Here is a 20,747-nt window from a genome sequence, read left to right as displayed (position 1 = left end):
GAGGAAATTGTGGTGGTTTATGATGAATGTAACACTCCACTATAGGTTATGTTACACGAGGAACGAGTATCGTGGAGAGTGGAGCGGTTGTCGTTCGCAACATTGAAAGGAGGGGCAAAATGTTACATTATGAGGCGATGGAAAACATAATATCATTTTTGCCACAAATAAAGATATTTGAATCGCTTCCGGCAGAAATTATCCGTGAAATCGAACAATTGGTAACAAGATCCAATACGTATAAGCTTTCAAAAAACTCTATTCTTCAGACGCCCGATAATGAAAGGAATGGCTTGTTTTTCGTAATCGCCGGTAAACTTCGCGTATACAAAACCAATTCGGCCGGCAAACAACATACGGTCTGCATTCTAAGCGAAGGCGGCATGTTTGGGGAAGTTGAAACGTTTTCATTGGGCACAAGAGGGACTTATGTGGAGACGATGGAAGACTCGATTGTTTTTTCGATCCCGACCGAACAATTCGAACCGCTTTTAAGCAAGTATTCTGAATTGTCTTTACGATTTTTATCGGAACTAAGCAAACGCCTGCGAGATACGGATGAATTGGTGGAAAAATTGGTTTTTAGGGATCTGCGTGGTAAAGTGCTTTACTTTCTCAACCGACTATCTAAAAAGTTCGGTATAGAAGAAAATGGATACCAAAAAATCGATATTCCCCTAACTCATCAAGAATTGGCCAATATGATCGGTGCCACAAGAGAAGCAGTATCGCTTACCTTACAGGAACTATCCAATGAAGGTATTCTCGTGACCAGCCGTAGAACGGTCATGATTCATATCGAAAAAGCGATGAAAGAACTAGCTTGATTTCATGACCTGTATGAATTTTCCTTCGACTGTATACTTTTCAGCGTAATCTATATTACTGTCTAATTATACATCTAGCGCTATGATAAATGTCGTAACGGAATCGCTGCAAAATATGAAACTTACAGGAGGAGTCAACATGTCCAATCAACAAGTTCAACTGAATATACGATTCAAAGCTAAACCAGGGAAAAAAGAAGATTTCCGCAAGGAGCTATATTCCCTTATTGAGGAGATGTCATCCGAGAAGGCATTCATTAGCGCCATTGTTTCGGACGATCTGGATCAGCCGGATGACTTGATCATTTATGAAACATGGCAAGGCACGAGAGATAGCTGGCTTGCAGAAGAATTTACTAAACCATACCGCAAGAATTACGAAGGAACACTGGGCGATTTAATTGTGGATAGAAGCGTCAGCTGGTTGCAACCGAAGGGCGAATGGGGAAGTCATATAACGAATGCGCGATGACGTTAAATCTTTAACGCTTTAAGGTCCAGGTGGATACATTAATTTCAATAGGAGGCATATAGAAATGGGGAAATTTGAAGGAAAAGTAGCACTTGTCACTGGAGGAACAAGCGGGATCGGGCTTACCACGGCGCAACGATTCGTTTCGGAAGGGGCCTACGTATTCATTACCGGCCGCAGACAAAGCGAGCTGGACGCGGCAGTAAAATTGATCGGTGACCGGGTTACCGGCGTTCAAGGTGACATTTCTAATTTGAAGGACTTGGACAGACTGTTTGATACGGTAAAACAGGAGAAAGGACATCTGGATATTCTATTCGCAAACGCTGGACTTGGCAGCATCCTGCCCTTGGGTCAAATTACGGAAGAGCAGTACGACAAGACCTTCAACGTGAACGTCAAGGGTACTTTGTTCACCATCCAAAAGGCTTTGCCGCTGTTTCCAAATATGACGGGAACCATCATCATAACCGGTTCGACGGCGGGTACGATTGGCGACCCAGGGTTTAGTGTCTACGGAGGTAGCAAGGCGGCTCTCCGTCAGATGGCGAGGAGCTGGATAATGGATTTGAAAGGCACTGGGATACGACTTAATGTACTGAGCCCAGGCGGGGTCCACACGCCAGCTTATGATGATCTGTTTGGCGAGTCGCTAAATCAAGTCCTTGAATCGGCGAAGAATGTCGTTCCGCTAAGCCGCTTGGGCAAGACGGAGGAGATTGCCGACGCGGTGATGTTTCTGGCCTCGGAGGAAAGCAGCTATGTGAACGGCATTGAATTGTTCGTAGATGGCGGTATTGCTCAAGTCTGACTGTACATTAGAAGGGGATGAGTTGTCATCTGAGCAATTGATAAGCCCATGTATTAACTCAGGCAGAGCTATTAATCTCTGGTTGTCGGGGGACAAGAACATATTCCCAATGAAAGTCGCTAAAATAGCGGCTTTTTTGTTTTATCGCGGTACAAGTTCTTGTCCCGAGTCGAGGACAAGAACTTGTACCGATTGCCGTACTACTTGACACAAACCTCCCCTTATTAACAGCGTTACAGAATATGATATCATTTATTTGATCCAATTTACATTCACTGGGTTAAGTTTGTATCATTCCGCCGATTATAATGGGAGTTTTGTGTCACAGTCTCTCAGTACCGCCATTTACAGGGGGAGATTTGTGTCACTAACGCTTAATACGAGGGGGAATACATAGATAGTCGTAAACGGAAGTTATCGCACACAACCCTTTTGAATTATTGCCATGACTACATCATTTTTTTTGATTGGTTAGTATCGGAAAATTATGCTGCTGATAGCCGTAAAAGTATAGGTTTAGAAACTCTGGAGAAATTGACGGTCAGGGAGATTGAGAATTTTCTATCTTTTCTCGAATATCAGTTGAACAACTCCAGTCATACGATAAACCGCAAATTATCGGCTCTCAAATCATTGTTTGATTATCTACAAAACAAAGCAGAAACTCCTGACTTGAAGCCATATATATTGCGCAATGTTATGGCAAAAATGGAATTCAACACTGTTAAAGAGACTCAAGAAACCATTGCGAATCGGATTGAAGGTAAAATACTCAGAGAAGATGACTTTGAGACTTTTCGTCAATTTGTTGCCCATGACTATGGTGTAATTAACAAAGATAACAAACGACTTAAACACTTTCATGAATTTAATCGTGAACGTGACACAGCCATCGTTTCTTTAATACTGGGATCAGGATTACGATTGTCAGAAGTCGCTGGCATAAATATAGAAGACCTAGACATCGTTAAAGGTCAAGTTCGAGTATTGCGAAAAGGTAACAAAGAACAGTATGTATATTTTAGCAAGCAAGCTTTGTGGGATTTAGAAAATTTCCTTGAAATCCGGGAAGAACGATATAAAGCAGAGAAAAACGACAATTATTTGTTTATGGCAGCACCAGTTGGTCGTAAAGGAAAAAACCGACGATTAACAGCTAGGTCTATAGAGAAGTTGATTGAAAAGTACGCCACAGCCTTTGGGAAACCGTCTTTATCAGTTCATTCATTGAGACATTCGTTTGCAACAAGATATCACATGGAGAATAATGATGTACCAAGATTAAAGAATCAATTAGGGCATTCATCAATACAAACCACAATGATTTATACACACTTAACTGATGAAGAAATGCGTATTGCAGTAAATAATATGGATAAATAAGACACAAAGCATAAAGAGAATGTGTACTATCAGACTAGAAATGGAAGAGCTTTTGACACAAATTTCCCCTCGTATTAAGCGTTAGTGACACAAATCTCCCCCTGTAAATGGCGGTACTGTGAGACTGTGACACAAAACTCCCCTTATAATCGGCGGAATGATACAAACCTAACCCAGTGAATGTAATTTGGATCAAATAGGGGTACAGTCAGGAAAATGCGGATTTACAACGCTAAGCCCATTTCCCCGACTATTCCCCCAGTTTTAACAACGTTAAGAAAGTTTCAAGGGTCTTAAAGAATCTAACGAGACCATTTTCTCCGAATTAAAATGGTATTCTCCAAGTAAATTAATATGTTCCCAACCTAGAGGTGACATATGGTGCAATAATTCTTCATTAAAACTACCTGACCGTTTTTGATATTCAACTGCCTTTGTTAGATGTAAAGTATTCCAGATACTGATGGCATTAATGATTATATTTAAGGCACTGGCCCTTTGCAATTGATGCTGTATGGTTCGTTCCCTAAGCTCTCCTTGTTTTCCGAAGAAAATAGCTCTTGCCAGTCCATTCATCGCTTCTCCTTTATTCAATCCTTTTTGTATTTTTCTTCTTAATGATTCATCCGAAATATAATTCAAAATAAAGATCGTTTTTTCTATTCGGCCCATCTCACGTAAAGCGGTAGCCAAGCTGTTTTGTCTTGAATAAGAACCTAGTTTCCCCATAATAAGGGATGCTGAAACTGTTCCTTCATTTATAGAATGAGCTAATCGCAAAACATCCTCATAATTTTCTTTAATGACCTTTGTATTTATTTGTCCACGTAAAATGGCTTCTAATTTTGGAGATTCACTTGCTTTATCTATTGTAAATAATTTCGAGTCTGATAAATCCCTTATTCTTGGAGCAAATTTAAATCCTAATAAATGAGTCAATCCGAATATTTGGTCTGTGTAACCAGCATTAATTGTACTAGTATTAGAAGTAGTAATTAACGTATCTCATGTTATCAACTACTTCTTTTTTATTTCCTTATAGATTCATTATATGTACTATGAATTTTATGGATATATAGTATCTAACGAAATGATTTTAGACATGGGGGGAAATTTTGAAAGTACAAGAAGTTCTCATTCATGAGAAGAAAAGATATCTGTTAATTGACAATGGAGGGCATCCAGTTACTTCAGTTGCAAAGTATATAAAGTATTTAGATAACATTGGAAAAGCTGAAAACACACTAAAGTCATACTGTTACCATCTAAAGCTTTACTTTCAATTCCTAGAGGAGTGTAGATTAGAATATCAAGAAGTAAACCTTGATATTTTAGCTCAATTCATCGGTTGGCTGAGAATCCCTGATCAATCTACAAAAGTCATTTATTTTGAAGCAACCTTAGCGAAACGATCAGAAAAAACGGTCAATACCATCATAACGTGTGTCATAGGGTTCTATGACTATTTGACTCGTAATGAGGATTACGGGGGGAATTTAAATGATCAATTAATAAAGCAAGCCCCAGGGCGTTTTAAGACTTTCAAACCTTTCCTTCATCACATTACAAAAGGGAATTCTTATGATAAAAACATTTTAAAGATTAAGGAACCAAAGCGTTTAATCAAAACTTTGAGTAAAAATCAAATCCAAGTGATCCATGATGCGTGCAGCAATATACGGGATGAATTATTATTCCGTATATTATATGAAGGAGGATTACGGATTGGAGAGGCCCTTTCTTTGTGGGTAGAGGATTTTGATATAGGTAAAAACGCTGTTACGGTGAGGAAATCCAAAACATCAGATGGAGAAAAACGAAAAGTTTATGTGTCTATTGAGACTATGAATCTCTTTCAAGATTATCTAATAGACTATCATTCTTACGAAATTGATAGCAATTATGTTTTTATCACCTTAACTGGACCAAATCGTGGTAAACCAATGACTGATGGTTCTGTACGTTCTTTAATTAAACGGATGAAGAAAAAAACAGGAATAGATTTTACCCCTCATATGCTCCGGCATACATATGCCACAGAGTTACACGCAGCAGGAGTTGATATTGCCATCATACAGAGGTTATTAGGGCATGCACACGTTCAAACAACCATACAGACTTATATCCATGCATCCGATGAAACCATACGTGAAAGCTGGGAACAAGCTCATTCAAATAAAAAAATGGGAAGAAGAGATAAATAATGATACAGAACACATTCAAAATAAAACCCCTTCCCCATCATTTGGAACAGATAAATGAACCATTACTTGGATATTGGGCAAATGGTGTGTGGGATGTACAAGAATGTCCCTTTTTGGATAAACATTATGATTGGAATAGAAAATTGATTTTTGATAAGGTACACAATCTTAGATTAAAAAATGAATTAAAATATTATTTTTATAAGGGGTTACAGGAGACAAGGATCTCGATTATCTATGCTTTTATGCATTATTCTCCATGTCTTAAAGTTTTTACAGAATTCATCTCTCGATATTATGCTGATTTAGATTCTATTATTGATATTCCGAAAGAAAAGTTTCTAATAGAGTATCGAACATTTCTTGTAGAGAAAGGAAAATCAGTTGAGATTGTACACCGGAAAAAGTCATCACCGTGGATGTCACCAACAGTTCAACCATCATTGTATATTAGACTATTTCTTCAAGTTTATGATTTTTATTATTACTTTTATGACGAACGAGAAGAAACAGATAAGGATTGTTGGGATGTACGAAATTTGAAGATTAATTATAACAATACAATCAGTAGATATTCATTAGACTTTTCGAAAATTCCGCAACCTTATAGACAATTATTTAAAAAATATATAAAGACTTGCCTAGTTGTTCAGCAATCCATTAGCTTTTCTACAGCAATATGTTATTTAAATAGACTTTTGTTTTTCTTCACCTTTTTGAAGGAGAAATATCCTGAGTGGAAAGAATTAAATCAGCTATCTAGAATGGATATTGAGGAGTATATTGAATACTTGCGACATTCTACTATTAAAAAAGGAAAATATTTAATTAATCCAGATCACAATTATGTAAATCGTTTTTTAATAGACCTTAAAACGTTTATCTCATACATACAAAAATTCGAATGGGAAGAAGCTCCGATAAAGTCAGTTATTTCACTATTGTCAATTGAGGATATTCCTAAAAAGAAAAGAGCAAAGGCTGATGAAATTAAATATATTCCGGATGAAGTATGGGAACAGTTAGTTTGCCATATTAACCAACTTTCCTCAGATCATATACCTATAATTCTTCTAATGGAAGCTACAGGTTTTCGAATTAGTGACGTTTTATCACTTATAATTGACTGCTTAGTAAAACAAGAAGATGGCTGGTGGATTATCGGAGATCAAAGAAAAGTAAGTTATAAAAATCATAAAGTTCCTATTTCAGAAGAAATTGCTAATGTTGTCTTGGTGCAGCAAGAAATTACAAAAAAGAGATCCTCTTTAGACACGAACCCTAAGAAATATTTGTTTCCAGTACTTAAAGGGAAAAGGATGGGTAATCCCATATCGCAGGATTCCATAAAGCTGAACCTTAATAAACTAGCTAACAGATGTAATATTAAGGACAAGGATGGAGAAATTTATTGGTTTAAAAATCATGCATTTCGACACCGTTACGGTGTTAATTTGATTAATAACGGAATGAATATCCTTCATGTTCAAAAATTGATGGCACATGCCAGTCCTGAAATGACATTAGTCTATGCCCAAATTCATGACCAGTCACTCCGTGATGAATGGGAAAAGGCTCGAGATAATGGCGCAGTAAGATTAGATACACGTGGAGAAGTTATTGTCGCTGATTTAGCTCAACAGGCTAAAGAAAATGGAGTTGAACTGGAGTGGATACGTCACAACATGGACTCCATTCGTTTAGATCATGGGTTTTGTGTAAAAAGCCCAAAACTTCATTGTGATTTTCTTGAACAGACATTGGAACCACCATGTATTAAAAACAACTGCCGAAGTTTTCACGTTGACAAGACTTTTCTCGACTATTATCAAGAACAGATATCTAAAATGGAAGCTGATATTGAAGTATACAAAAAATCCGGAAGGTTACGTTCCATTGAGTTAATTGAACCCAAATTAAAAAGATATAAAGAATTAGCAAATGGTTTACTACATACTGGTGGAATCTTTGGTTTAGATAAAACTAGACGTGAGTATGTTGGAGATGAACGTGAGAAGGTGATGCAAAATGTCTAATGAAACCCCAAATACTGAAGGTATTATAAAATATGCGAAGTTGAAAACGGAAAAGTCCATTCAAAAAGTTGAAGAAGCGATCAAAAAGATGATAAAAAAACAAATGAAAATCAATTTTAACTCTATATCTGCAGAATCAGGGGTTTCAAAGGCATTTCTATACAGAAATACAAAACTCCGAGATCGAATCGAAACACTTCGCAAACAACAAGAGGGTCTCCCCTCAATAAAGCAAGTTAAAAGGAATATGAGTGACGCATCAAAAGATGTAATTATCGCTTCCTTACGGAAGCGAGTCAAGCATTTAGAAAAGGAAAATAAAGAAATTAAAGAACAATTGAAAATTCAATATGGGAAAATGTATGAGGATATTTAAGTTCCCACTCTTTTTCCTTTCCCTGTTGATTTTTTTCTTGTAATATGACGAAGCCATAAAAATGTTGAATGTCTTTTTTGTACAATGACATCGGATTCATGAATATTTATGTTAAAATATCGAAGAGATTTTGAAAGATTGTACTTAAAATATAGGGTCATTTAGTGGAAAAAGAAATTTCAATAGAAATAAAAAATTGCAAGGTAAAATAGTTAAAAAAGGCTGAGTATATATGAAGATTTCTTTAATTGTTGCGATGGATAAGAATAGAGTAATTGGTAAAGAGAATGACATTCCTTGGAGAATTCCGAATGATTGGAAGTATGTTAAAGATACTACAAATGGACATTCAATTATATTAGGTAGAAAGAACATTGAGTCTATCGGAATAGCTTTACCTGGCAGAAGGAATATTATTCTGACACGAGATAAAGGTTTTAATTTTGATGGATGTGAAATTGCCCATTCAATTATAGATGTTTTTGAGTTATGTAAAGATGAAGAAGAGATTTTTATTTTCGGTGGAGAACAGATTTATAGTTTGTTCTTACCTTATGTTGAAAAAATGTATATAACAAGAATTCATCATGAATTCGAGGGAGACACATTTTTTCCTGAAGTTAATTTTGATGAATGGAAAGAAGAATCTGTTGAAAAAGGAATTATGAATGAAAAAAACCCATATAACTACTATTTTCATGTTTATAAAAGAATAAATTTATTAAGCTAACAGTTTCAGAGATTTTAAGTAAAACTTTTAAAAAATGATTAAAATATTAAGCAACAATAATTTTTGGTTAGAGAGAGGTTTGGAAAATGAAAAAAATTGACATTTTAAATGGTGGATATGTGATCTTACAAGACTACATGGGTTCCGACTTATCTGTTACAAATTCAGCTCGTGTTTCTTATAACAAGAAAAAGGACGTTCTTGACGATAAAGATAAGGGACTCATTGACTTTCTCGCTCGTGAAGGTCACACAAGTCCATTCAGACACACTTCACTTCAATTTGAAGTTTACGTCCCTCTTTACGTCGCAAGACAACATTGGAAGCATATCATTGGTTCTGGATTTCAGGACCCATTCGTTGCTTGGAATGAATCTTCTCGTCGTTATATTACTGAAGAACCAGAGTTTTACATACCTAATGCTAATGAGTGGAGATCGAAACCAGCAAATTCAAAACAAGGCTCTGGCGAGAATTTAAGTGAATTATCTGGAGGAGTTTTTACAAAGAAGCTTGAAGAGCATATTGCTGAAGGTGAACGCCTTTATGAAGAAGCCATGGAAGCTGGTGTGGCTCCAGAACAAGCTCGATTATTTCTTCCTGCTTACTCTATGTTTGTGAGATATTATTGGACTGGTTCTCTTCAAGGTGTAGCCCATTTCTTGAATTTAAGACTCCCAGAGGATGCCCAATACGAAATTAGAGTTCTTGCTGAAGCTGTGCAGGAATTAGCACATGAGAAGTTTCCATTGTCCCTTGACGCTCTCCTCAAATATAACTAAAAAGTAAGGATGGTTCTTGTTAATTCCATTTATTTAAGTGCTTTAATGGAAGATGATGGCTAACGACTTTGAGTCGTTAGTCATTTTTAATCATTCTTTAAATACATGTCTATAATGAAAGAACACAATTAAATTCTAACTTTTTTATAAAAAGGTATTGATAACCGGCCGTGTCTGTATAATGCTCTTCTATGTTTAGATCCGTCTCATGGTGCAACAAACCATCCAAAACATGAATCGCATCCCTTGAATTAGTATGAATAATCTTTGTGTAGTAAGAAGAGAATTGATCACTAGTAAAACGGTAGATGGTGGCTCCTTTTCCGGTTCCATAATGTGGATTTGCATCTGCATGTAGTGATGAAACACCTAGCTGCATTCTCATACCGTCTGACGAGGATGTTGTACCGTCTCCCCAATAAGAAGACAATTGTAGCTTGTGATGAGAATTTACTAATACAGCTTGGGCTTTATTCATTGCGTCTTCATACATGCGCCATTGAGACACATTGGCTAGTTGCTTATATGTAAGCCCGGGTGTTGCTTCAGCCATTTTGCTCAAGCCAATATTCATTCCCATTCCTAAAAGAGCAGCCATAATAATGATTGTTTCTTCTTTATCTGGTTTTCGTTTGTTAGAAGCATGTGTAAATTGCTCATGAAATCCTGTTATATGGGCAACATCCATCAGTAAATCGGTTAATTTTATTCTTGGTAGCATCTGATACAGGCTTGCACTAAATTTCTTTGCTTCTTCTGGAACATCTTTTTCTAATCGTGCAAGTGACAGCTTTCCTTTTTCAAGAGAAACTCCATCTAACTTGTTGGAATTAGCAGCTAACCACTGTAACCTCCCATTAAGGCTGCTAGTTCTCTCTGTAATATAATCCTTGAATGATAAACTAACCGATAATCTTGTATTCTCCTTCGTTTGATTCCATGTATCTTCGGAAAACAAATATTCCTCAAAATCTCTATATTGTCTACTGCCCACAATAGAAACATCACCAGCCCGAATATGCTCCCGAAGTTCTGTTAAAACAGCCATTTCATAGTAATGCCGATTGATTGTTGTACCATCATCCTCGTATAAATGCTTTTTCCACCGTTTTGAAATAAAATCCAAAGGTGAGTTATCAGGTACTTTTCGCTTCCCAGATTCGTTCATTCCTCGTATAATCTCTACAGCTTGTAAAAGTGGCTCATTCGCCTTTGTGGAATGAAATTCCAATACCCTTAATAGGGTTGGCGTATATTTTCTAAGAGAATAAAATCGTTTTTGCAGTAAGTCTAAATAGTCATAGTCGGCAGGACGTGCAAGCTCCTGAGCTTCTTCCACTGAAGAAACAAAAGAATTCCATTCAATAACCGATTCTAAAACCTCAAAAACGTCTAGTTTTTCCCGTTTTGCTTTGATTAAAGCTTGTCCGATGTTCGTATAGTGTATAACCTTCTCATTCAGCTTTTTCCCGTTTTGTTTCTGAATTTCTTCTTGAGCCTTACGGCCTTTTGATAACAGACTGAGTATTTGTCTGTCGTGAATTTCAAAGGCTTTATCCGTTAAATCCTGAGTAAGGTGTAATAAATAGACGGTTAAAATCGAGTATCGTTTATTTTCTTGAAAGTCACGGAACGCATAAGGCTCATATCTTGAACCTAAGCGAGATAGCTGTAACAAGCGATTGCGATGCAAATGATTAATTTGTACCGTTTCTAATTCTATACCTCGTATGTATTCGAGTCGTTCTATTACTTTTAGAAATGTTTCGGATGAAGGATGACCCGGTGGTTCCTTTAACCAACCCAATATCGTTTTATTGGATTCGGATGGATGCTGCGAAGTAATGATCTCTTCAAGCTTTTCTTTTTGGTTATTTGTTAGAGTTTGACTAACCGTATTAAATAGCTTCTTTTCAGCCATTGCCCTTGCCTCCCACACCAATCTCTCAAGTGTAGTGATAGCAGGCAGAATGATTTTCTTTTTTCTTAGAAAATCTATACATTCATGTAGTAGATGCATGGCATCGCCATTTTCCAAAGCTAATTGATGAAGATGCTTAAATGCTATTCGATATTCTTTTAGTGTAAAAGTTACAAAGTCGTATTCACTTCGAATTTCTTTCAAATGATCCCAAAGTGTATTTTCTCTTTGAGGATAAAGACTAATCGAAGATGAAGTGGCACCGATTTGTTTCGATATATAATGTATGACTGAATCCGGGATGTTTTTGATATGAGTGTATGGCCAACTGGGATACCGAAGAACAGCTAATTGGGGTAGTACCAGCGAAGCTGATACCACCCGCAAAGTAGGTGGATATATATGTAAAAAATCAATTCAGAGCTTAAAAATATCATTCAATTCGTTCCAGTTGTCCCCGATCCAGATCATCTCATCAATAAAGCGTCCCATTGTCTTTTCACTGCTATACATCGCATGTACCCACTTGAACTCCTTATACCAAGTAAGTTTAATGGATCGAACGAGTTGCTCATTAGATAAGCTCATATGTACCCTGTAGCCTTCTACATAAGCCTCTACAGCATCCAATCGCATTTGGGCATCTTTAAGAGCACACGATAGCAACGCTCGTGAGATATCAAAATCAGGATAAACAAACTGTACTCGATCAAAGTCGACAATATCAGCAACTCCATCCTTGTAAAACAAAAGATTGTCAACATGCATATCCCAATGGGCCCATCCCTTAGCGCATTCATTGAATATATCCATGTCTAGTCCGCTAAGTATTTCCATCTGCTTTTGAATGGCTAGTACGTATTTTTCGTGATTTGCTTCCTCTGTCTCATGCAAATTCAGCTCTAGTCTGGCAATCATTTTATGTTTGCTCGGCAACTCCCAATGCAGAGCTATGCGTCGAGGCATATGGATACTCATCCATTTGTGCATTCTTCCAGTAGCTTCCCCAAGACTGTACATTTGTTGGAGATCAGCAGTCCCTGCCTGGATAAGCTCCCCCTTACTAACACCAGTAATCATATAGTCTTCTTCGGATTGTAAACGATGAATATACCGATTATTGTACGAATATACAGGCTGACAAGGTATGCCATCGCGATACATCAAATCTTGATACCGCAATGCTTCGTGAACGTCTTCAAGTCCTCTTCGGTACCTAACTTTACAATATTTCTTCACAAAATAGGATTCGCTGTCGGTCTTCATGATCCACTTCATATTTCCGTATCCCAAGTTGTTTGCTTCTACAGATTGAATATGCCATCCAAACTTGCCTCTGAGGTCATTAATGATCTCTTCCTCAATAAGATTTATTGCTCTAGCTGCTTCCATAATGATCACCTCTCAATAGTGGAGTATACGAACCAAATTGGTTAAGCGCCTTAATAAGATGCAGAACTAACGTTCCTATAAATTGTAGTATCTTATCGATCGACTGTAAAGCACTTCCAATAACTGAAGGAGCACAAAAAACATGCTGTAGCGAAAGGTTCAAATAATTCACAAACATTAAAGTTCCGTATTTTCTTTTGTAAGTGGAACATAGAGCTTTTTGAGATTCATATTGTTTAAAATATATAGCTCAGATATACTGATTTCAACTACATTGTTCCGATACTGACCAAATTAGGAACTTTTATTTATTAATGGGGACTACACCTGCTCAACAAAAAAATAAATAGCAGTTTTTTTCTTTTGCATATTTTGTACAACAACTGCAAAGCGGCAGTTTATTTTTCTGCTAGACTTATATATGGAAGGAGGACCATTAGTGGATTGGCTTGATCGAATGAATGCAGCAATTGACTATATTGAGGACAACCTGATTGGGGAAATTGATTATAAGCAAGCTGCAAAAGCAGCTTGTTGCCCGAATTATCATTTCCAACGAATGTTTGCGTTCATATCAGAGGTGACGCTTTCTGATTATATCAGAAGAAGACGGCTGACACTTGCTGCTTTTGAGCTACAGCAAAGCAACAAAAGTGTGATCGAAATCGCACAAACATATGGTTATAAATCTCATGCTTCATTTACGCGAGCATTTCGTGAACTGCACGGGACTTCACCAACATCAACTCGTAAATCAGGGGTAAAGATGAAGGCTTATCCACGTATTTCTTTCCACATTTCGATTGCGGGGAGGACAGAAATGAACTACAGAATTGAAAAAAATCCTGGGTTTTCAGCTGCAGGCTTCAAAAATTGCGTGAATACTGATCATGCGTTCAATTCCATACCTAAAATCTGGCAAGAAGCAGGAATGAATGGTATTGGAGACAAATTACTTGGTTTAATGGGTGAAAACCCTGAAAAAGTACCTAATGGCATATTGGGCATTTTATCAGGAGGTGACTGGGGTAAAAATGAAACTCTCTTCTATTACTTGGCTGTACCATATGAAAAAGAAACTCCTGCGGATATGGAAAAGCTAACATTCCCTGAAAGCCAATGGGTTGTATTCGAAGCCCAAAATCCTGCCGACCTCGTAAACGCATGGAAGTGTTTGTATACGGATTGGGTTCCTACATCAGATTATGTACTGGCAGACTTGCCAGCAGTTGAATGCTTTTATCCTCCAGGACACTATCCCCAAAATGAATTATGGGTTCCTATTACTGCGAAAGGAAGATGACTATGGCTAATTTGAAAAAAATTGAATTTGTTGATTTTGGTCCATACAAGATGGTTGGAAAAGAAATTAGAACCAAGATTGAAAACTTTAATCCTATTTTTCCATCAAAATATCCAACGATTCCATCGTTGTGGAAACAATGCTTTTCCGACGGCACATTTGATACCCTTGCAAACATGACTGAATATTGTCCTGCCGAAACGCCGAATGGTTATGAAGGGTACGTAAGAGATTTCAACAAAGAGGATGAAACATTTACATACGTTGCAGGCTTTTTAATGAAAGTTAATACACCTGTGCCCGATGGGTATGCAGCATATGACATACCAGCTTGTACCATTGCAAAAACTTGGATTGAGGGCGAAGAGCATGATATCTATCCGAATGCACATCGACTGACAATGGAAGCCATTCATCAAAATGGATATGAAGTGGATTGGCAAAATTACTTTAAATGTGAAGTTTATACGGATCAAAGATTTGGAATGCCCCAGAAACGCGGACAGAAAGTACTGATACTTGATTATTATATACCGATTAAGCAAGTCTAGCTAAACGTTAGTTTAACAAACAGGCTGTAATTGGTACATTTATCACTCATAAAAAGAACTCTCCGCGTCTGGAGAGTTCTTACATTTTTATCCATGCGTTTGCGGGTGGTATCAGCTACGCTGGTATTACCCCAGTATGGTTTATGAAACGAAAAAAGTAGGCGTTCGCACGAAAACAACCGTTGCGATTCTATACATGCGTGACATTGTTGATCCTAAGATTGTTCAAGATGTAAAGAATAAATTAGATGATCTTCACATTGACGGAGCGTTTAGCGCCACTCAGCTAGAAGAATTAATGGAACCGACAAAAGCATTATTTCCTTTGATGGGGTATACAGGCAGACCAGACTTTACCGCTAACTGTATGCTAAATGGCCGTGTAGCGTTGATTGTGGATGGTACACCAGCTGCGTTGATTGCGCCTGCCAATTTATTTTTGCTTGTGAAAGCACCCGAAGATATCCACTTTACTGCTTTGGCAGCTACATTTGGTCAAACGCTTCGTTTACTTGGCTTGTCCATATCGCTACTGCTTCCTGCATTTTTTGTTGCCATTCTTACCTATCATCAAGATCAGCTGCCCTATTATCTACTTGCCACTTTGGGGATTAACCGGTTGGGAATCCCTTTTGATGTGGCAGTTGAAATGTTTATTGTACTTCTCTTCTTAGAAATCCTGCGGGAAGCTGGTATCCGATTGCCTTCTGCGGTCGGCTCCACGGCAACGGTTGTAGGAGGACTTATCCTGGGGGATGCGGCCATTCGTGCTGGATTCTTATCCCCAGGTATCGTTGTCATCGGAGCAATTACACAAATCTTTGGTTCAACTTTATCGAGCCTATCATTGGCTGGAACGATTAGTATCTTACGCTTTTTTCTTTTCATTCTGTCTGCCACGCTTGGCATTTATGGCTTCTTTCTTGGATTATTTATTGTGCTCAGCCATTTAGCCTCATTGCGTTCATGCGGCTTGCCTTACTTGGCCCCAATATCACCTCCATTTAAAGACTTGGCCAACGCTTTGTTTCGATTACCTTGGCCATGGCGAAACACTCGACCGGACATGTTGAAGACACGAGATTCTACAAGGCAAGGGGACAGGCATAAATGAGGAGATATAAAAGTATGGTTGCACTTTTCCTTCTTCTCACCCTTACCGGTTGCTGGAGCGAATATGAAGTGCAAAACATGAACTATGCTACGGCTGTTGGAATAGACTATGTCGATGGCCAATACACCTTGTATGTGCAAATGCTCGATTTCTCGACAGTGGCCAAGCTGGAGGGACAGCAAAAAGCGGAGCAGCCCCCGGTTTGGGTGGGCAAAGGCGAAGGTTCCTCGTTTACGGAGGCGGCAAATGATTTGTACAGTACATCACAACAACGCTTAAACTGGGGACAAATCTCTGCCATTTTGTTCAGCGAGAGATTGATGAAGGAAAACAAAGTCGGAGAAGTGCTGGAATTGATCAACCGTTATCGTGAAATAAGGTACTTGGTCTGGCTGTTTAGCACAAGAGAGCCTCCTGAAGAAATCTTGCTGGCAACCCCATTTTTTAGATTATCGCCAAATGCATCCATTCTTCACAATCCCGAGCAAAATTTCAGACAGCGTTCTATCCTTGCTCCGGTCCGCCTGCAACAATTTGTACTGGACTCAAACGAAAAGGCCAGAACCAGTTATATACCGGAATTATCGCTTCGCAAAGGTCAATGGCAGGAAAGTAATAAACCAAAAGAGCTGCTTAGATATTCTGGCATACATGTATATGATCTACACAATTATTATGGACGAATGGATCTTAAGGATTTGCCGGGAATGCCCTGGCTAAGTACTCACACGATCCGAGTACCTCTTGATTTGTTTGCCGAAGAGAAGCTTGCGGCTGTTCTTGTCGCAGAAAAACCCAAATATGAAGTGACTCCTATTGTGAAATTGAACAAGGCGTATTTCGATATTTCAGTAAAAGTGAAGGCAGGGATCAATGAATTGCATACGGACCTTACCGAAAAGGAACTCACACAAATGGCTCAGGAAAAAATAGAGGAGCAAATCCGCAAAACGTATCAAACTGCTTTTAAAGAGGGTATAGATATTTACAATTTGGGCGAATCTTTGTATCGCAAACATCCACATCAATGGAAGAGCATTGCCACAGGAAAACAGCAACTCGTTTTAAACCAAGATTCCCTGCGCCATGTAAAGGTTGAGGTGAATATTGTTTACCCTGGAAGATATAAATTACATGAACATGGTGAATCCACCTCGTGATTCTGGCAAGTGAAATTATTCCTGCAGTAGTTCTTTTTTAACATAAAAACAAAATTCTCCATATGCATTGTACGTGGTGAATTGTATTGCTTTCATGTAGCAGCGCTCCTTGTTGTTGTGGTTCTCATCAAATTAATTCTTTCTTTATGATATAGTTACTTACAAAAGGGATCAAGATCAAGTTACTACAGCTGCTTCAGCTATACAAATAGAGGACAAAGTGTACAGTTGTATACACAATGAGAAGCCTTGCTATTCTGTTTTTTGCGGCATTGAAATCGTTGAAAATGTACACACATAAGGATTGAATACTGAATGACGGAGAATGAGAGCCATTACGATCCTAAGTTTTTGTTTTCACCCTGAGGCCCGCAACCGAATCAATTCTTGAATTAGCATAGAAAAATGCACTATCGCGGTCGCCGACAATGGCTGAATTCTTCCAGACGAAGAAGGATTTAAATAGAACTTAAAATAATGGCTTTGTTAAACTGTGTTGTTGATTTTCATTGAAGTAACGAACAGAAGAGTTCAATGAGAAGGCTTCCATTCGGCAAAAAATAGACATTTGCATTCAAGCCGATTCGGAGCTTATTATTGATAACGAAATAGTAACACTTCCGCAATCGGGCGCTTTTCTTGAATAAGATGCGCCCATTCTTTATATTGATAAATATATCTTTATCAAAAGTTCCCTTATTCCACCTTTTCGAGGGGATGGGCAAAAACATCCGAAATGTATTCCTACCCTAGAGGATATGAATTTTTTTGGTAAGGGGTCGGTTGTGTACATATGTTTACTACTTGATCTTCACTAAGGGACTCGCAGTATATATGGGCAAAATTTGATCTATCAGCATGACTTAGGGATAGATGAAGACAGTGAAGTGTAAGCGAAGATTTTTTTGTGAGCAGGACTAATCATTTATGCATATAGATATCTTACTCCATGCTTGCTTGCATCACTACAACACCTTTCTATCCGTGACTGCAACGGATAAAGCATGAGATCGCAGGGGTTGCCGCTACCTTGATAAAGCGGTACATCAACTTCAGTGAGTTTTTAATTCAAACCTGGTTCACTCTTGCTATGAATACCTCTAGATAGCACGAAAATAAACTGCTTTCAATTTTCTACTACCGACCTATTCCAAGGAATTGCAAGGTGACCACGATAGAAGTCAGAAAGACAGATAGGATTAATTGGATCCATCCTAACCTAAGCGCAACCATTCGTTCTTTTTTCATGTGTTTTCTCCGAAATGTCGGACCTTCTACAGCTAATAAAAATAATCCAGACAGGACGAAAAGAGCCACCAAGGACCACCCTAGATTAAGTATCATCTTCAAAAGATCCTCCCTTATTTAACTTTCATACCTACTCTACGAATGTTCACTTTAACGTTCACATGTATGGACATGCCGGCATACAAGTTCTCCCAATCATTCTTAGCTCGAACATTCTCATTCCAGTAGGATCGTTCATGGGCTCTTACATATTCACCCAAACCAAAAATATCAGACTTAACCTTTTGCGTCTCCTTTATCAGGTCGTTAATAGCCATAGTTGTTCTCCGTTCTTGTTCTTCCTCAATTTTTTTCAAGTCTAGAGTCGTGTCAATATTTGTATTCGCAGAGAGTTTTTCAACGAGTTCACCATGAATATAAACATCAATATCAGCATGTGGCTTTCCATTCTGTATTCGAACTTTAGTGTAACTCTTTCGTTTTTTGGCTCTAACCATGACATAACCCGTATCTTGGACAGGGAACAGGACTGTATAACCTCCAGGATTTATCCCTTTTGCTGCCATATATACGCCAATTTCAATAGGGCTCGACGTTGTTCCAACCATTTTATTATTTCTGAAAAAAGCAAATCCATTAATCAGGATATTTTCACCTTCTCGTATCGAAATATAGGGCAAAAACGGGTTTTGTCCAAGTTTAGAACCATTATTCCAAAAGTGTGACAAATACATCTCTGGAAATTTCCCCATCTCAACGGATTTTTCCAGCATAGAAAGTACATATAAAGTGGGTACGCGTTCGAGAGGAGGAGCAACTTCCATCAAATCAGAAGCTTTTGTATCGGTAACGAGTAACCAGGTTGAACGGCGGACTTGCGCATTCCTGCGAAAAACATCATTCAGATCATCCAAACCTCTCTCCGCGATATTCTCACTGATCACGATGATCCTGAGGTGTTCTAAAAAGCGAGGATCTGCTATTTCCTGTTGCAAATTATTCATCGCATCTTCGATCGTGTGACCCACAACCTGGACAACCCAAACCGGACTGCTTTTTTTACTATCTGAGCTACCTCCATTGCCAGGACCGAGTGGAACGCGTCCAGGCACCGCGATTTGAGCAGTTAAACGGATCATGTTTTTATTAAGTTGTTTAACATCTCTTTCTTTGTGATTCGCGAGATCTTCCTTTTTGGAGGCTTCCGGGCCAGCCTCATCGATCGCTAATCCTAAGATAAGGGCACGATCGTCGATTTGGGTACTATCCCAACATCCACTCAATAGCACAGAAATAGCTAGGAGCTGCAGATAAACAACGACTTTCATGAATTTATTCTTCAACGGGATTCCCCCTTATTTTTCGTATTACAGCGATAATCCATAGTAGTAATGGATAGCCCAGTGTTAATGAAAGGCCAACTTTACCTACGATTTCACCCATTCGGTATAACTGAAATATATCTTGTGGGATCATGGCAACAAGGTATAGAAAGGGGAGAAGAAAGCTTGAAAGAAAACCATGATCCTTTAAACCAAACGTCTCGCGCGCAGCATAACTTGCCAAATAATATGTAGCATAAATGGTCGTGAACACAGTAATAACCAACACGGCAATAAATATAGCGTCTAAGCGTTCAAAAATTTTACCGGGAAGGGAAGTTAATCTTGCTATTTCCAGTGTTGGCCAAATCAGTTGAATAGTCTCTTGAGGGCCGAAAGCAGCAACAGTTGAGATAACGATGATGAAATACAATAATCCAGCAATAGTCCCTCCAAGCATACTGGATCTCAATGATTTCTCTGGTTTTTTCATAAAGGGAATGATCAACGTGATAATCAAGGAGCTTTGAAACAATGCTGTGATGGACAATCCCCCCCCAATAACGTCCTTGGGATGGTTACCGATGATGGGTTGCAGATTGAGTACCTCAGCATTTTGAAGTGAGATCAATGCAATACCAAGGACAGGTCCGAGGATAAATGGTAAATAAAACATGTGGATGTAAGAAAATCTGATTATGTTTCGTCGCGTCGTTACAGTGGCAAGCAGCAATAATATGATGATGGTGACTTCAATAGGTGTTTTCCGCAATACCGCGGAAACCACAACCTCGCCAAACTGCCTTACGGTCAAGGCTGTAAGGATTACAAAGAAAAGAACCATACATAGGTTAACCGAATATGCAACTGGCTTTCCGAGGATATGCTGACTATACTGAAACAAATTTTCCTTCGGAAAACGCATGCCTAAAACGGTTATCAACCAAATACCCAATAAAGCAATCGCAATTCCAGCCAATGTGATGAGAGGAGCGCCACTATCCGCAGTGGCAGCTGCGATACGAGGGATATCGAGTACACCACCACCAATAATAGAGCTGATGACTACGGCCGATGCTTGAAACCAGGTTATGGATCTTTGTCTGTACATGAAT

15 protein-coding genes and 3 pseudogenes are annotated in these 20,747 nt (G+C 38.4%); 13 read left to right on the top strand and 5 right to left on the bottom strand.

What is annotated here, in order from left to right; all coding sequences use genetic code 11:
• Positions 1–119 precede the first annotated feature (119 nt).
• The 4 genes and pseudogenes from MKY82_RS30305 to xerS form a co-directional block, all read left to right on the top strand.
• Entirely contained in the window at positions 120–827 is a 708-nt protein-coding gene (locus tag MKY82_RS30305) for a Crp/Fnr family transcriptional regulator (RefSeq protein WP_071220722.1), read from the top strand.
• A 139-nt stretch (positions 828–966) separates the two neighbouring features.
• Positions 967–1,299, top strand: a complete 333-nt coding sequence (locus MKY82_RS30300) for an antibiotic biosynthesis monooxygenase family protein (RefSeq protein ID WP_071220723.1) — start codon at positions 967–969, stop codon at positions 1,297–1,299.
• 64 nt (positions 1,300–1,363) lie between these two features.
• The gene (locus MKY82_RS30295) at positions 1,364–2,110 is read left to right on the top strand and encodes an SDR family oxidoreductase (protein WP_071220724.1); all 747 of its coding nucleotides are present in this window, start codon (positions 1,364–1,366) and stop codon (positions 2,108–2,110) included.
• A 387-nt stretch (positions 2,111–2,497) separates the two neighbouring features.
• A pseudogene (gene xerS / locus MKY82_RS30290) lies at positions 2,498–3,493 on the top strand (tyrosine recombinase XerS); the annotation flags it as partial.
• 273 nt (positions 3,494–3,766) lie between these two features.
• Here xerS and MKY82_RS30285 read toward each other — a convergent pair.
• Positions 3,767–4,459 (bottom strand): annotated as a pseudogene (locus MKY82_RS30285) (Tn3 family transposase); the annotation flags it as partial.
• Positions 4,460–4,608: 149 nt separating this feature from the next.
• Here MKY82_RS30285 and MKY82_RS30280 point away from each other — a divergent pair.
• From MKY82_RS30280 to thyX, 5 genes are all read left to right on the top strand, one after another.
• On the top strand, positions 4,609–5,697 hold the full coding sequence (locus tag MKY82_RS30280) for a tyrosine-type recombinase/integrase (protein ID WP_071220727.1): 1,089 nt from the start codon (positions 4,609–4,611) through the stop codon (positions 5,695–5,697).
• On the top strand, positions 5,697–7,733 hold the full coding sequence (locus MKY82_RS30275; RefSeq protein ID WP_339294957.1) for a tyrosine-type recombinase/integrase: 2,037 nt from the start codon (positions 5,697–5,699) through the stop codon (positions 7,731–7,733). The genes MKY82_RS30280 and MKY82_RS30275 overlap by 1 nt, the downstream gene beginning before the upstream one ends.
• The gene (locus MKY82_RS30270) at positions 7,726–8,109 is read left to right on the top strand and encodes a DUF6262 family protein (RefSeq protein ID WP_059040596.1); all 384 of its coding nucleotides are present in this window, start codon (positions 7,726–7,728) and stop codon (positions 8,107–8,109) included. The genes MKY82_RS30275 and MKY82_RS30270 overlap by 8 nt, the downstream gene beginning before the upstream one ends.
• A 232-nt stretch (positions 8,110–8,341) precedes the next feature.
• Complete coding sequence (gene dfr, locus MKY82_RS30265) at positions 8,342–8,839, top strand: DfrD/DfrG/DfrK family trimethoprim-resistant dihydrofolate reductase (RefSeq protein ID WP_059040595.1); 498 nt, start codon at positions 8,342–8,344, stop codon at positions 8,837–8,839.
• An 86-nt stretch (positions 8,840–8,925) separates the two neighbouring features.
• The gene (thyX, locus tag MKY82_RS30260) at positions 8,926–9,621 is read left to right on the top strand and encodes an FAD-dependent thymidylate synthase (RefSeq protein ID WP_059040594.1); all 696 of its coding nucleotides are present in this window, start codon (positions 8,926–8,928) and stop codon (positions 9,619–9,621) included.
• Positions 9,622–9,781: 160 nt separating this feature from the next.
• Here thyX and MKY82_RS30255 read toward each other — a convergent pair.
• A pseudogene (locus MKY82_RS30255) lies at positions 9,782–11,896 on the bottom strand (Tn3 family transposase); the annotation flags it as partial.
• 63 nt (positions 11,897–11,959) lie between these two features.
• Positions 11,960–12,934, bottom strand: coding sequence for a phosphotransferase (locus MKY82_RS30250; protein ID WP_339294956.1), 975 nt, complete (start codon positions 12,932–12,934; stop codon positions 11,960–11,962).
• A 439-nt stretch (positions 12,935–13,373) separates the two neighbouring features.
• Between MKY82_RS30250 and MKY82_RS30245 the strand changes: the two genes are divergently transcribed.
• The 4 genes from MKY82_RS30245 to MKY82_RS30230 all read left to right on the top strand — a co-directional run bounded on the left by MKY82_RS30245 (position 13,374) and on the right by MKY82_RS30230 (position 17,062).
• A complete protein-coding gene (locus tag MKY82_RS30245; RefSeq protein ID WP_071220730.1) occupies positions 13,374–14,237 on the top strand; it encodes a helix-turn-helix domain-containing protein in 864 nt (287 codons plus the stop codon).
• A gap of 2 nt (positions 14,238–14,239) precedes the next feature.
• On the top strand, positions 14,240–14,788 hold the full coding sequence (locus tag MKY82_RS30240) for a GyrI-like domain-containing protein (protein ID WP_071220731.1): 549 nt from the start codon (positions 14,240–14,242) through the stop codon (positions 14,786–14,788).
• 136 nt (positions 14,789–14,924) lie between these two features.
• Complete coding sequence (locus MKY82_RS30235) at positions 14,925–15,902, top strand: spore germination protein (RefSeq protein ID WP_339294955.1); 978 nt, start codon at positions 14,925–14,927, stop codon at positions 15,900–15,902.
• A gap of 14 nt (positions 15,903–15,916) precedes the next feature.
• Positions 15,917–17,062, top strand: a complete 1,146-nt coding sequence (locus tag MKY82_RS30230) for a Ger(x)C family spore germination protein (RefSeq protein WP_339220095.1) — start codon at positions 15,917–15,919, stop codon at positions 17,060–17,062.
• Positions 17,063–18,423: 1,361 nt separating this feature from the next.
• Here MKY82_RS30230 and MKY82_RS30225 read toward each other — a convergent pair.
• Positions 18,424–19,653 (bottom strand): Ger(x)C family spore germination protein, encoded by a 1,230-nt coding sequence (locus MKY82_RS30225; RefSeq protein WP_231887923.1) that lies wholly within the window; start codon positions 19,651–19,653, stop codon positions 18,424–18,426.
• A complete protein-coding gene (locus MKY82_RS30220) occupies positions 19,643–20,743 on the bottom strand; it encodes an endospore germination permease (protein WP_063477452.1) in 1,101 nt (366 codons plus the stop codon). Before MKY82_RS30220 ends, MKY82_RS30225 begins: the two co-directional genes overlap by 11 nt.
• Positions 20,744–20,747: the final 4 nt, after the last annotated feature.

The organism is Paenibacillus sp. FSL W7-1279, from assembly GCF_037969845.1.
GTDB lineage: Bacteria > Bacillota > Bacilli > Paenibacillales > Paenibacillaceae > Paenibacillus_AQ.
Note: the sequence above shows the minus strand (reverse complement) of the source record. Positions and strands in the feature narration are given on the sequence as shown.

Coding starts and splice junctions, on each gene's coding strand:
- MKY82_RS30305 (WP_071220722.1), top strand. CDS start 120: ATGTTACATTATGAGGCGATGGAAAACATAATATCATTTTTGCCACAA.
- MKY82_RS30300 (WP_071220723.1), top strand. CDS start 967: ATGTCCAATCAACAAGTTCAACTGAATATACGATTCAAAGCTAAACCA.
- MKY82_RS30295 (WP_071220724.1), top strand. CDS start 1,364: ATGGGGAAATTTGAAGGAAAAGTAGCACTTGTCACTGGAGGAACAAGC.
- MKY82_RS30275 (WP_339294957.1), top strand. CDS start 5,697: ATGATACAGAACACATTCAAAATAAAACCCCTTCCCCATCATTTGGAA.
- MKY82_RS30270 (WP_059040596.1), top strand. CDS start 7,726: ATGTCTAATGAAACCCCAAATACTGAAGGTATTATAAAATATGCGAAG.
- dfr (WP_059040595.1), top strand. CDS start 8,342: ATGAAGATTTCTTTAATTGTTGCGATGGATAAGAATAGAGTAATTGGT.
- thyX (WP_059040594.1), top strand. CDS start 8,926: ATGAAAAAAATTGACATTTTAAATGGTGGATATGTGATCTTACAAGAC.
- MKY82_RS30250 (WP_339294956.1), bottom strand. CDS start 12,934: ATGGAAGCAGCTAGAGCAATAAATCTTATTGAGGAAGAGATCATTAAT.
- MKY82_RS30240 (WP_071220731.1), top strand. CDS start 14,240: ATGGCTAATTTGAAAAAAATTGAATTTGTTGATTTTGGTCCATACAAG.
- MKY82_RS30235 (WP_339294955.1), top strand. CDS start 14,925: ATGGTTTATGAAACGAAAAAAGTAGGCGTTCGCACGAAAACAACCGTT.
- MKY82_RS30230 (WP_339220095.1), top strand. CDS start 15,917: ATGGTTGCACTTTTCCTTCTTCTCACCCTTACCGGTTGCTGGAGCGAA.
- MKY82_RS30220 (WP_063477452.1), bottom strand. CDS start 20,743: ATGTACAGACAAAGATCCATAACCTGGTTTCAAGCATCGGCCGTAGTC.